Origin of the sequence: Prevotella brunnea (genome assembly GCF_008016795.1) — a bacterium.
Lineage (GTDB): Bacteria > Bacteroidota > Bacteroidia > Bacteroidales > Bacteroidaceae > Prevotella > Prevotella brunnea.
Map to the genome: position 1 here is coordinate 72,310 of NZ_SDIK01000022.1, position 13,586 is coordinate 85,895.

The 13,586-nt window shown below is 42.9% G+C and carries 11 protein-coding genes and 1 tRNA gene; 8 read left to right on the plus strand and 4 right to left on the minus strand.

From position 1 onward, the window contains the following. Positions 1 to 69: 69 nt before the first annotated feature. The gene (gene porT / locus ETF27_RS03775; RefSeq protein ID WP_130830008.1) at positions 70 to 816 is read right to left on the minus strand and encodes a type IX secretion/gliding motility protein PorT/SprT; all 747 of its coding nucleotides are present in this window, start codon (positions 814 to 816) and stop codon (positions 70 to 72) included. A gap of 219 nt (positions 817 to 1,035) precedes the next feature. Here porT and ETF27_RS03780 point away from each other — a divergent pair, with 219 nt between their 5' ends. Beyond that, complete coding sequence (locus ETF27_RS03780) at positions 1,036 to 1,203, plus strand: DUF362 domain-containing protein (protein WP_130830624.1); 168 nt, start codon at positions 1,036 to 1,038, stop codon at positions 1,201 to 1,203. A gap of 802 nt (positions 1,204 to 2,005) precedes the next feature. Here ETF27_RS03780 and ETF27_RS03785 read toward each other — a convergent pair. After that, the gene (locus ETF27_RS03785; protein WP_130828432.1) at positions 2,006 to 3,298 is read right to left on the minus strand and encodes an MFS transporter; all 1,293 of its coding nucleotides are present in this window, start codon (positions 3,296 to 3,298) and stop codon (positions 2,006 to 2,008) included. Between the two features lie 271 nt (positions 3,299 to 3,569). Between ETF27_RS03785 and ETF27_RS03790 the strand changes: the two genes are divergently transcribed. Then, positions 3,570 to 4,520, plus strand: a complete 951-nt coding sequence (locus ETF27_RS03790; protein ID WP_130828433.1) for a DMT family transporter — start codon at positions 3,570 to 3,572, stop codon at positions 4,518 to 4,520. Between the two features lie 166 nt (positions 4,521 to 4,686). On the opposite strand, the gene ETF27_RS03795 is transcribed toward ETF27_RS03790, so the two are convergent. Next, positions 4,687 to 4,760, minus strand: a tRNA-Met gene (locus tag ETF27_RS03795). Positions 4,761 to 4,901: 141 nt separating this feature from the next. On the opposite strand from ETF27_RS03795, the gene ETF27_RS03800 reads away from it, so the two are divergent. From ETF27_RS03800 to ETF27_RS03810, 3 genes are all read left to right on the plus strand, one after another. Next, a complete protein-coding gene (locus tag ETF27_RS03800) occupies positions 4,902 to 5,297 on the plus strand; it encodes an START-like domain-containing protein (RefSeq protein ID WP_130828434.1) in 396 nt (131 codons plus the stop codon). A 170-nt stretch (positions 5,298 to 5,467) separates the two neighbouring features. Continuing rightward, entirely contained in the window at positions 5,468 to 7,384 is a 1,917-nt protein-coding gene (locus ETF27_RS03805) for an LptF/LptG family permease (RefSeq protein WP_147785508.1), read from the plus strand. Between the two features lie 75 nt (positions 7,385 to 7,459). Next, positions 7,460 to 8,674, plus strand: coding sequence for a bifunctional 3,4-dihydroxy-2-butanone-4-phosphate synthase/GTP cyclohydrolase II (locus ETF27_RS03810; protein ID WP_130828436.1), 1,215 nt, complete (start codon positions 7,460 to 7,462; stop codon positions 8,672 to 8,674). Positions 8,675 to 9,146: 472 nt separating this feature from the next. Here ETF27_RS03810 and ETF27_RS03815 read toward each other — a convergent pair whose 3' ends face one another. Next, a complete protein-coding gene (locus tag ETF27_RS03815) occupies positions 9,147 to 10,109 on the minus strand; it encodes a type I phosphomannose isomerase catalytic subunit (protein ID WP_147785509.1) in 963 nt (320 codons plus the stop codon). Positions 10,110 to 10,395: 286 nt separating this feature from the next. Here ETF27_RS03815 and ETF27_RS03820 point away from each other — a divergent pair, with 286 nt between their 5' ends. From ETF27_RS03820 to ETF27_RS03830, 3 genes are all read left to right on the plus strand, one after another. Continuing rightward, positions 10,396 to 11,517: a DNA polymerase III subunit gene (locus ETF27_RS03820; RefSeq protein WP_130828440.1), complete on the plus strand. Its 1,122-nt coding sequence runs from the start codon at positions 10,396 to 10,398 to the stop codon at positions 11,515 to 11,517. 86 nt (positions 11,518 to 11,603) lie between these two features. After that, complete coding sequence (locus tag ETF27_RS03825) at positions 11,604 to 12,908, plus strand: PSP1 domain-containing protein (RefSeq protein ID WP_130828441.1); 1,305 nt, start codon at positions 11,604 to 11,606, stop codon at positions 12,906 to 12,908. Then, complete coding sequence (locus ETF27_RS03830) at positions 12,898 to 13,392, plus strand: gliding motility lipoprotein GldH (RefSeq protein WP_130828442.1); 495 nt, start codon at positions 12,898 to 12,900, stop codon at positions 13,390 to 13,392. The genes ETF27_RS03825 and ETF27_RS03830 overlap by 11 nt, the downstream gene beginning before the upstream one ends. The last annotated feature ends 194 nt before the right edge of the window (positions 13,393 to 13,586 follow it).

Sequence of the window (13,586 nt, forward strand, 5' to 3'; positions counted from 1 at the left end):
GTTGTCATGTGGCTTTTATGCCTGACAACCGACCGTTTTTCTTGAAAATCGTGATGTACCATCCCCTCATTATTCAAAATAGAAGGTTAAGGCAATCATCTTTGAGTGAGCTTCCGATACAGAGTTGGTGTACATAATCATGTTTTTATCTTTCAAATCTTTCGAGTGTTTTGTGTCAAGACAGTTGGAAAGACCATACATGAACTTCACTTCAGGGCGCAACTTGAAAAACGGAAGGTAAAAGTCGCATCCGATGCCGGCTTCCAAAAACACATCCCCACCTTTTAACTTGATGTAGTCGTTATTCTTTCCCGACAAATTCAACATCGGATTAAGTCCCAGCATCAAGTAAGGTCTATGATTGTTGAAACGCGGAGCAGCCGCAATCAAATCGAAAGCGCATGCGACATAAGCCGACTTAAGGTTTTGAGTTTGTTCCGTGGGATTTCCTTCGATGTTTAAATCGGTATGGTTGCGAAATGTGATATGGCGTGTCCCGAAATACATCGCCGGCGCCACTCGAAACTGGAATGTGGTGTTGAGTCTGAATTCTCCCAATACTCCCACGGTGAAACCGGCGTCCCACCTATCTTGATCGGCAGAAATAACCTTTTCCACCATTCCGTTTCCGTCTTCAAAATCCACCATTTGCGAACCAACATTCAATAATTCCATATCTTGCAGGTGGGTTCCCACCATCACACCGAAATGAAACCCTCTTAAATCGGTATATGGGCGGTTCTGCACCGTTCGCTGCTGCGCAAAAACCGTCATAACCGACAATAACATCCAAACTATGTATAGCGTTCTTTTCATATAATCTTTCATATAACGCTTTAGCTTTCTTCTTATTGTGCATGATTCAATCGGCTTATGTTTTCCACTTTTATTTTTATAATGTTTAAATACTTAAAAAAAATAGCATTATCTTCTAACGTTCAAAATATTGTTCCTATCTTTGCAGCATACTTAAAAGTAGGTATCAAAATATTCTGTACAAAAACATTATTAATAAAAACAAAGGAGATAATTATTATGGCTTACGTAATTGGCAATGACTGTATCGCTTGTGGTACATGTATTGATGAGTGTCCGGTAGGTGCAATTTCAGAAGGCGACATCTATAAGATCGATCCGGATGCATGCACAGAGTGTGGAACATGCGCTGAAGTTTGCCCGAACGAGGCAATCAGCCTTCCATAAGGAACGCTAAACGTCAAAAGGTAAAACTGCGAACTCGAAAGAGCTCGCAGTTTTTTGTTTCAATGGACGAAGGAGATTAAACGCACCGATTGATAATGTTTTTAAGAGCTGATTTGTTTGTAAACAACTATCGAACAAGTGTGCAAATCTGTCTCATACGCAAGTTGTAAGTCTTGTCTTCCTCAAGGTGATAACATCCATTTCCTCTTCATCTGTTGTGTGTTAGAAATGGAATAAAAAAACAAAATAAGCCATTGTGTATTAACCTAAATCGGTCATTATAAACTATTTTAATTCTTTTTCCTAATGAACGCCATTCGAAATACTCAACTATAGATGTTTGTTATTCAGCTGTTTACTAATTAAAAGCCATACGCAATAAACTCGTATCAACACCTGTCCCTGTCCGAATCAAGATAAAGGATAAGCATATTTTTTATTTAGATGAGGCTTTGAAAAAGCGAAAATCCTTTCCGAAGACAGGGGAGAAGTTCAATAATGTCCTAAATTTTCTTCATTCATCTATCCAAAGCTTAGCTTTTGCTTTCCAAAAGGTAAGCTTTTGCAATGCAAAAGGTCATGAATCGGAGTGCAAAAGGTAAGCTTTTAAATCGCAATTAATATCGCATTGATTATCAATGTGTTACGAATTGTATCTCGGGTATGGTTTTTGTAATGTAATTTCATGGTGATTAGATTACATGATAATTATGGTCCAATGACCGATTTTGGCTCAAAATAGAGAACCGCAACTTCAATAAAAATTACGATTACGGCTCGCATTCAATCTTGAGAAATCGGGTTATTCCTTCCCGAACTCCGAGTCTATCTTCAATTTAGAGGCAACAAGAAATGGGAAAATACAGGAAACCATGACAAGAATGAAGAACCATTCATAGCCTACACGGTCTGCCAAAGCTCCGGCAAAAAATCCCGGAAGCATCATCGATAATGCCATAAAGCCCGTACAAAGCGCATAATGGCTGGTTTTGTGGCTGCCTTGACTGAAATAAATCATAAACAGCATATAGGCACTGAAGCCAAAGCCATAACCAAAATTCTCAATAAAGATAGCCAAACTAACCAACACTAAACTTGCAGGCATCTCAAAGCCAAGATAAACATAAGCTGCGTTAGGCAAAGTAATGGCAAAAGTCATTGGCCAAAGCCACTTTTTCAGTCCGCCCTTACTTGCTGCCATTCCGCCCAATATACCACCGAGCAACAAGCCAATCACGCCCACCGTTCCGTTTACCATGCCAAACGATTCGAGCGATAACTGCAATCCTCCATCTTTTGTGGGGGCTTGCAAGAATAGCGGAGACACCGGATTGAGCAATGCCTCCGGAAGACGAAACAGAAGCATGAAAGCAACTGCCGCCCAAATCTGTTTCTTTTGAAAGAAAGACACGAAGGTTGCCCCAAATTCCCTCAAGAGTCCCGCGGCATCCAAATTGCCTCGCTCGGCATCTTCAGCCGGTTTCGGTAAAATAAACTCATGATAGAGCGACATCCCTATAAATAAGGCTGCCAAAGCATAAAATATCAACGACCAAGAGAGCTGAATACCCATTGTTTCTTGAAGGACACCTGCCAAAGCCACTAAGCCTCCTTTCCCCACTATCCAAGATACACGGAAGAAAGTGGAACGAATGCCAACGAAAAAGGCCTGTTCGTGCTCCTTCAAACCCAACATATAAAAGCCATCTGCTCCCACATCATGAGTGGCACTCGAAAAAGCCAACAGCCAAAAGAAACAAATTGAGCCTTGCAACCACCAAGAAGTGTTTACCGTAAACGCTACTCCTGCAAACGCAGCACCCAACAAAGTCTGCATTGCAACTATCCACCAGCGTTTGGTTTTAAGGATATCAAGGAACGGACTCCACAGAGGCTTTATTACCCAAGGAAGATAAAACCATGATGTGTAAAAGGTTATTTCCGCATCGGTCAGCCCCATCTGCCGATACAACACAATGGAGAGGAGCGTAACTGCCACATTTGGCAATCCTTCCACAAAATAAAGCGTCGGCACCCACGCCCAAGGAGATGCAGATCGATTGGTATTTAATGTTTTCTCGTTTTTATATCGCATATATTATCATTCACCGAGTAGGTTGCAAAGATAAAGAAAAAAATCCAAATGACTACCGTCTCTGTATCTTATTTGAATTTTTATTGATTATCTCCATTTAAAATCTTTTGACAAAAATAAGAAAAAGACAGTTGAAAAAGAAAAAGCTACAGTTTTTCTCATTGTTATTTGTTTTTTTATCGCTGTCATTCTCTTATTATTATGTTTTGTAATACCTTTGCATCCGATTTCCAAACATAACATTGACAATTATAAAATTTATAAAGAACATATGCATTATTTGGGTGAGATTATTTCGTTGGGAGTAGCCTTTTCATGGACGATTGCTGCCATGTCTTGTGAAGTTGCCAGCAAACAATTGGGTGTCATCGTCACAAATGTTTGGAGAATGGGATTGGCATTAGCTTTATCACTAATCATGATGTGGTGGTTCACAGGTGAGGCTTTTCCCATTCATGCTCAGTTCGATAGCTGGATGTGGCTGTTATTCTCTGGCGTTGTGGGCTATTTCTTCGGCGATTGGTGTCTGTTCAACAGCTACATCTCTATAGGTTCGCGCTACGGACAACTTTTCATGACACTTGCTCCGATGTTCACAGCCTTATCAGCTTGGGTAATGATGGGACAAGTGATGAATCTCAACAGTCTGATAGCCATGATTGTAACGATGTCCGGTATCGCAATTTCCGTGCTTAGCAAAGGCGAAGGAAAAAGCAAGGTATCGCTACAATTACCATTGAAAGGCGTACTTTTTGGCATTGGTGCCGGATTAGGTCAAGGTCTGGGTTATGTTTTGAGTTTGATCGGACAAGAACATTACAAAGCCGACGTGCAGGCAGCCGTCACTCCGGAAGTTTGGCAGGGCATGGAGGATTACCTATCGTTCAGCGCCAACCTCATACGTTGCATAGCCGGATTGGTTTGCTATGGTATATGGCTGATTTTGAAAGGCGACAGCAAACGTTGGGTACAGAGCGTACGCAACAAAAAAGGGATGTGGGCACTGATAATAGCCGTATTTTCCGGTCCGTTCCTCGGCGTGAGCTTCTCGCTGATGGCGGGACAATACACCAATGCCGGCATTGCCAGTACACTCATGGCAACAAGCCCCATCATGATATTGTTGCCGGCGCACTATTTCTTCCATGAGAAAATCACGCTCAAAGGTGTTGTCGGTGCCGTGATATCTGTAATAGGCGTGTCGCTCTTCTTCTTGCTATAGCCTGTTTCAACGCACCTTCGCGACATCAGTCAAGGAATAAAGCAACAAAAAACCGAAAACAGGTATTCTTTAATGCAAATGAACATCTGTTTTTTCGTGTAAAAAGACATCAAGGATATGCAAAAAGAGGATACAAAAACAAATTGCACCCTCTTTTCTTGATAAGTAGCGGGGGTGGGACCCGAACCCACGACCTCCGGATTATGAATCCGACGCTCTAACCAGCTGAGCTATCCCGCCATCATTTTCAGCTTTCGTTTTGAAAAGCGGTTGCAAAGTTATTAAAAAAAAATGAAACCCACAAATTTATTTTATTTTTTCTTTGTCCCCAAAAAGAAAAGATCTACATTTGCACATAACAACGTTAAGATGAAAGCTTGCATGAAAGAGAAACTTGAATTAGAGTACGAATTAAGATCTAAATCAGCAAAACTGATATGGACGCTTATCAGCACTGACACAGGATTAAAGAAATGGTTGGCAGACGATGTCTGCACAAATGGCAGACACACCACTTTCACATGGGGAAATCCCGGACATCTCTCCGAGACACACACTGCAAGAGTATTGGAAGTCGTGAAGAAAGATCGCATTCGATGGTATTGGGAATACGAAGACGACAAACAAACCTATTGGGAAATAAAGATGTCGAAGGACGAGATAGCCGAGAATTATCATTTGCACATCACCGACTTTGCCACTTCCGATGAACTCGAAGACCTCACTGACATTTGGAACAATAACATTGACCGACTCAGGTTATCAACAGGAATGTAAGGGTGGGCCCTTAACGACAGGATTGTAAGGGTGTTCCCTTAACAGCACCTCTTCATAACGCAGGTTAGAAGACTGTCATGGTGATAAAAAAATAAAAAACCGTGGCTACTCTAATTATTTTGTGTAATTTTGCAGAAGTTATGCGCACAAACGCGTTATGAGCACAAACGATGTTCCGAATTAAAAAGTTAGACATATTCATAATAAAGCAATTTAGCTTGTTATTCGCCGGAACTTTTTTCATCAGCTTATTTGTCCTGATGATGCAGTTCCTGTGGAGATATGTCAATATTCTCATTGGCAAAGGTCTTTCCATGGAAATTCTGGGGCAATTCTTTTGGTACATGAGCCTAATCATGATACCAAAAGCCCTTCCGCTTGCCATCTTGCTTTCATCGCTCATCACTTACGGCAACCTCGGCGAAAGCTCCGAACTTACCGCCATCAAGTCATCAGGCATCTCTCTCATGAAATCGTTCAGAGGACTCATCATCGTTACCTCGCTGGTAGCCTTGGGGTCGTTTTACTTTCAAAACAACATTGGTCCTGACGCGCAAAAACACATGGCGCAACTGTTCATTTCAATGAAACAAAAAAATCCGGAATTGGAAATACCGGAAGGGGTCTTCTACGATGGTATTCCACAGACCAACCTCTACGTGGAGAAGAAAGATTTACAAACAGGGCATCTCTATAATATCATGGTATATAGAATGACCGACAGCTATGAAGACCAAGCCATCATCCTTGCCGACTCGGGAATGTTGCAATCGACCGCCGAGAAGAAACATCTCGTAATGACTCTATGGAACGGCGAATGGTTTGAGAACATGCGTTCGCAAGAGATGGGAAACAGTGCAACCATTCCTTATCGGCGCGAGACTTTCATAAACAAGAAAATCATCATCGACTTTGATGCCGATTTTAATCTAACCGACATGGCAGGGATATCGAGCAATGCCAGCACAAAGAGCATCAGCAAGATAAAAACCGATAAGGATTCGCTCATCCACGTATATGACAGCATTGGGGACGCTTTCTACAAAGAAGCACAAGGTATGTACTATCCCATTCAACACCTCAAGCCAAAAGAACTTGCTACCATAAAGAAAAATTTGGAAAAGAACAGCCTCAACATCGATTCTGTTTACGGCAAGCTCCGTCCGGACGAAAGACGCATGGTGGTGGATCGTGCCTTGTCCACGGTACAACAAGAAATCAGCGACCTCGACTTCAAGAGCATGATTACGAGCGATGGCGACAAGATGATTCGACAACACCAAATTGAGGTAATCAGCAAGTACTTGCTGGCACTCACCTGCATCATTTTCTTCTTTATAGGCGCACCGTTGGGAGCCATCATCCGAAAAGGTGGTCTCGGTGTGCCCATTATCATCAGCGTGTTGGTGTTCATTATCTATTACATCCTCGACAATACCGGCGAAAAGATGGCAAAACAAGGCGACTGGGCGATATGGTTCGGAAGGGGGTTATCGCCGGCAATACTCATCCCCACCGCCATCTTCTTCACTTATAAAGCAAACAATGACTCCGCCGTCTTTAACATCGACCTCTACCGCAACATGATAATGCGAATGTTAGGACTTAGAATCAAACGACACATCAACGGCAAAGAAGTCATACTGAAATCACCCGACTATCTAAAAGCAACCACCCTTCTTACCGATATCAACAATGCCGTTACAAATTACGCAAAGAAGAAAAACCTGAAGTCGCCACCCAACATCATTAATACGTTCTTCAAATATCAGCCCGACCATGAGATAGAGCGCATAAACAATCAAATGGAAGACGTGATAGAGGATTTGGGCAACACTCGAAGCAGGGCTATCCTCACAGAGATAAACAAGTATCCCATCCTCATCGTAAAGGCACACACCCGACCATTCGAGAGAAAATGGATGAACATCACGGCTGCCATTCTTTTCCCGGCAGGGCTTTTCTTCTATTTCAGGATGTGGCGGTTCAGACTACGACTCTACAGAGATCTCAAGACCATCAAGGAGGTGAACGAAAACATCATCAGCGAAATAGAAAAACTAAACGCTGAAGAGAAATCACGGTAATAACGAAACCCAAAAATAATAACATCCGGGGAACAAAAGGAAAACTCATTCCCACCAAAGGTAATTATACAGAATATGGAAAAATTCAAACTCAGTAGTATAGAAGAAGCATTAAAGGATTTCAAAGAAGGAAAATTCGTCATCGTTGTGGACGATGAAGACAGAGAAAATGAGGGCGACCTCATCATGGCAGCCGAAATGATTACTCCGGAGAAAGTAAACTTCATGCTGAAAAATGCTCGTGGCGTGCTCTGCGTACCTATCACACTGTCCAGAGCCGAAGAGCTGGACCTCCCACATCAGGTTTCCGACAACACATCGATGCTAGGAACGCCCTTTACGGTTACGGTGGACAAATTGGAAGGATGCACCACAGGTGTATCGGCTCACGACCGTGCAGCAACCATCAAAGCACTCGCCGACCCCAAATCAACACCACAGACTTTCGGACGTCCCGGACACATCAACCCACTATACGCACAGGACAACGGAGTATTGCGCCGGTCAGGGCACACCGAGGCATCCATCGACCTCTGCAAACTCGCGGGATGTTACCCTGCAGGTGTACTCATGGAAATCATGAACGAGGACGGAACCATGTCGCGAATGCCCGACTTGATGAAAAAATCTGAAGAATGGAACATCAAAATCATCAGTATAAAGGACATCATTGCCTATCGACTGAAGAATGAGACAAGCATTGAAGTAGGCGAAGAAGTTGAACTGCCCACCAAACACGGCGATTTCCACCTCATCCCATTCCGACAGACAAGTAACGGATTGGAACACATGGCTCTGATAAAAGGAGAATGGGGAAAAGACGAGCCCATTCTCGTGCGCGTACACTCGTCATGTGCCACCGGAGACATACTCGACAGCCGTCGCTGCGATTGCGGAGAGCAACTGAGAAAGGCAATGGAAATGATAGAGAAAGAAGGAAAAGGTGTCATCATTTACATGCAGCAGGAAGGAAGGGGCATCGGATTGATGAACAAGATTGCCGCCTACAAACTGCAACAGGAACAAGGCATGGACACCGTTGATGCCAACATACACTTAGGCTTTAAGCCGGATGAGCGTGATTATGGATGTGGGGCGCAGATGCTACGACATTTGGGAGTTCACAAAATGAGATTGCTGACCAACAACCCCACCAAACGCGTGGGACTGGAAGCCTACGGACTTGAAATTCTGGAGAACGTCCCCATAGAAATCACACCAAACCAATACGACTACCGATATTTGAAAACGAAGAAAGAGAGAATGGGACACGATTTGCACATAGATTAGCAGTGGAAGAAAGCAAACAGACGCTTGACAGCGCACATTCGCCCCGACCATCACTACGAAATTATATTACAAAAATCGCACCCGGGGCACACTTCATAACCCATTGATAATCAATGTGATATTAATTGTGATTTAAAAGCTTAGCTTTTGCACTCCAATTCATGACCTTTTGCATTGCAAAAGCTTACCTTTTGGAAAGCAAAAGCTAAGTTTTGGATAGATGAATGAAGAAAAATCAGGACATTATTGAACTTTCCCCTGTCTCCGGAAAGAATTTTCGCATCTTCAACGCCCCGGGCAAATAAAGAATATGCTTGTTCTTTGTATTGCCCGAACAGGCAGGGGTTGATATGAGTTCATGGCGTATGGGGATTAGTTGTTAAATTGCTAAATAACCAACCTATATAATTGAATATTTCCGATGGCGTTCATTAGGAAAAGAACCAAAGTGGTTTTCAATGGTCGATTTGAGCTAAATATAGGTCTCAAGAAATTTAATCTCACCTTTTATTTGCAGTTTCGTTGCCGTGGCAGGCAACAGTATTGATTCTCCCTCGCGGAAAGAGATTTGCTGTTGCTCGTCATTTATGATGTGCCCTTTGCCTTTCAATCCGATAAGAATTACGAAAGAATCGAGTTGGGAATAATCCAATTCCATCGGCTGTGAGAGGTCATAAACGGAAACGGTGAAGTAAGGGCATGATGTTAGTTCAGTCCTCTGCTCTTTAATGGGTTCATAATTTGTTCGATAGTCGTCTTCCACCGTGAAGTTGATACATTCCGCAGCTTCCTCCGTATGAAGTTGCCGATAGTTCCCTTTCTTATCTTTTCGCTTGAAGTCGTAAATGCGGTAAGTTATATCGCTGGTTTGCTGGATTTCCGCCAAGAAGCAGCCGGAACCGATGGAATGAATCCTACCCGGGGGAAGAAAGAATACATCACCTTCTTTTACTTTGTATTCACGAAGAGCTTCGGTAATCGAGCCATCGTTCACCATGGTTTTATACTCATCGGGCGTAATTCTCTTTTTTAAACCACAGTAAAGAGAGGCGTTCTCTTCGCTATTCATGATGTACCACATTTCTGTTTTTCCACGTTTTAACCCTCTTGCCTGTGCCTGTTCATCGTTGGGGTGCACTTGAACGGAAAGTTGTTTGCTGGCATCAATGAACTTTATCAGCAGTGGAAACTCATCCCCGAAACGTTCATAGTTTTGTTTGCCTAAGAGCTTGGTCTTCAAAAGTTTCGTTAGCTCATTGATTTGTTTCCCGGCGTACTTTCCATTGGTTACAATACTTTCGCTACCCTTTACGCCGGATATTTCCCAACTTTCACCAACCATTGATAAATTGTCGTTAAGTTGCTTGAAAGGTATTATTTTGTTGCCACCCCAAAGCACCTGCTTCAGTTGCGGACGAAATTTCATTATTTCCATTTCTTTTCTTTAATTTTTATTGTTTTTCTACGGAATCAAGCATGTTAATAATCTCGCAGGCAGACTTTATGCACTTTGACAGACTGTCGTGGCTGACAAAGTGATAATGACTCTGCAACGTCATTTGCAAATATATAAAAAAAAAACTTGCGACGGTTTGTTTTCTATATGTTTTTCTGATTAAAGAGATTTTAGCGCACCCCATCCTTATTATTCATAATTATTTATTAACTTTGTACCCTAAAGCATTTGTCAGATTATAAAAGAAAAGCCGGATTACCAACAGATGGATTTTAGTGAAGTCATAGGACAAGAAGAAACCAAGCAACAGCTTTTACAGTTGGCACAAAGCAATCGCGTGCCTCATGCCTTGTTGTTTTGTGGACCACGAGGTAGCGGAAAGATGGCTTTGGCTATGGCATTTGCGAGTTATCTGCTTACACAATCATCCATGTCGCCGGAGAATTCCAAAGCGATGTTGCGCAATTGGGAACATCCCGATCTGCATTTCACTTTCCCTACCATCAAACTTCCCGGCATGAGTTCCGAACATCAACCCCTCAGCAGCGATTTCGCGAAGGAATGGCACGAGCTCGTCATGAAAGGAGCTTATTTCACGTTGAAACATTGGATGAGCACCATGGGTGCCACTACTCAACAAGCCATCATTACCGGAGCGGAGAGCGATGAATTGTCCAGAGTGTTGTCGCTCAAATCGAGTCAGGGCGGATACAAAGTGTCTGTTATCTGGCTTCCCGAACGCATGAATTTGACTTCTGCCAACAAGTTGTTGAAATTATTGGAAGAGCCTTCAGAGCGAACTTTGTTTCTGATGATTAGCGAAGAACCGGAAAAGCTTTTGGAGACTATCATCAGTCGCACACAACGCATTGATGTGAAAAGAATTTCCGATGATGCCATCGAACAAGCTTTGAGAGAGCGGCGTGGACTTGACGCTGAAACGGCTCGAAGATTGGCGAGAGTTGCGCATGGTAATTGGTTGAAGGCATTGGAACTGCTAACCACCGAGAACGAAAACATGGAATTCTTAAAGATGTTCCAATCGCTGATGCGACTTTGTTATATGCGTGATGTCAGTGAATTGAAAAATTGGAGTGAGACTGCGGCTGACTATGGACGCGAGAAACAACGGCGCATGCTGCTCTATTTTCAGCTACAAATAAGGGAAAACTTCATCTATAACTTCAAGAATCCCGACTTAAACTATATGACTGCGGAGGAAGAAAACTTCGCAAAGCGTTTTGCACGCTTCATCAACGAGGAAAATGTCATCGAAATCAACGAGCTTTACGGCAACTCCTATCGAGACCTTGGTCAGAACGCTAACGCCAAAGTGGTATTCTACGATATGGCACTTAAAATGATTGTCTTGCTGTTAAGAAAGTAATTTACACATATATATTAAACAACATATACAACCTTGCGAATCATGCTTGGAGACTTGCATGAGAAGAGGTTTCCCAAATTAAGACGATGGACTATAAAAATATGAAATTCAAGATATGGAACGGCTGCGATCGCGGTCTGAGCCACTGTGCCTGTGGGCGACAAGATAAACAACTGAACACGTATGACTGGTTGGAAGATGTTCCGGGCAATACTGATACTACCGATTTGGTAGAGGTGCAATTCAAAAATACGCGCAAGGGCTATTACCACAACGTGAATAACCTTGAACTGCATAAGGGAGATATTGTTGCCGTAGAGTCGAATCCCGGCCATGATATCGGGGTGGTTACTCTCACGGGAAAGCTCGTGAAGTTGCAAATAAAGAAAGCCGGCAACATTAAATCGCCGGAAGATATTAAACGTGTATATCGTTTGGCTAAAGACGTGGATATGCAAAAGTACAAAGAGGCCAAAGCACGAGAACATACCACCATGATAGAAAGCAGGCAGATTGCCAAAAGCTTGGGCTTGAAGATGAAAATCGGCGATGTGGAATTTCAGGGCGATGGCAACAAGGCCATTTTCTATTATATAGCGGATGAACGTGTGGATTTTCGTCAGCTTATCAAAGACTTGGCAGCAGCTTTCCATGTGCGAATAGAAATGAAACAGATAGGAGCGCGGCAGGAAGCCGGACGAATTGGCGGTACGGGACCATGCGGACGAGAGTTGTGTTGCGCGACTTGGATGAAAAATTTCTCCAGTGTATCTACCACAGCTGCTCGTTTCCAAGACATCTCGCTAAATCCAACTAAACTGGCGGGAATGTGTGCCAAACTGAAATGCTGTCTGAACTACGAAGTGGATGATTATGTGGAAGCAAGCAGAAAACTCCCGGGCAAGGACGTGCATTTGTTCACCATTGATAATGAATATTTCTTGTTCAAATCTGATATTCTCAATGGATTGTGCACTTATTCCACGGATAAGAATCTCGCGGTAAACCTCGAAACCATTTCTGCTGAACGAGCAAAGGAAATCATCGAAATGAACAAGCAAGGCGAAAAACCATTGTCATTGCTGAACAATGGAAAGGCAAAGCCTGCGAAGAAACCAATCGACTTGTTGGCAGGTGCGGACATCAGCCGGTTTGACAAGGAGAAAACGACAAGGAAGAATAGCGGTAAAGCCAGAAATGGAAAGCAACGCCGAAACAACGGTAACGCACAGTGGGCAGATGAGCGGCGGCAGAACGCGCGTGCTAAAGCCAGTCAGGAACGAAACGATATTCGGCAGACCGGAAACAACAGGCAGGGCAATTACAGAAAAAATAACAGAAGAAAAGATAACAACCAAGGTTCACAAAGTAAACCGAAAAATGAAGATTAAGGTTCTTACCTTTTTATACATATCACTACTCTTGGGGTTCGCGGTGGGTGGCAGCTCATGCTCCGACCGAAGAACCTACGACCATTATGAGAGCCGCCCCATAACAGGGTGGGAAAGGAACGATACCGCTACATTTAGGATACCACGTCAGTGGGAAGGAGATTATAGTTTGGATTTAGGACTAAGGACCACTATTAAATATCCATACAAAAGCATTTGCCTCATTTTGGAAGGAAAAGTTATACCTGCCGGGAAGCACAAGGATAGTGAAACCTTTCAAAAAGAAATCGTTTGCAGAGTAGTAGATGACAATGGACTTTTAATGGGAAAACGTGGCATTTCAAACAGTGAAATACTGAACCACGCGACCAATTTAAGTCTCAATCGCGGCGACTCTTTGTTTCTAACGGTCAGGCACATCATGAGTCGCGAGCAATTACCCGGTATCAGCGATGTGGGCGTCAGATTGATAAAAATAAGATAAAATCGAAGTTTGTAACGTTAAACCTTGAAAATCAGTGTCCTAACACTCGCTTTTAAAAAGCTAAGCTTTTGTATGTCAATCCCTAAGCTATTACGAAACATCGGTTGTCAATGAGAAGTGTTAAGCGTTTTTCTTAATTGGAAATCGAAAAATAATTGGCGTGCAGTAGAATATTCGGTACTGTCCTATAAAAG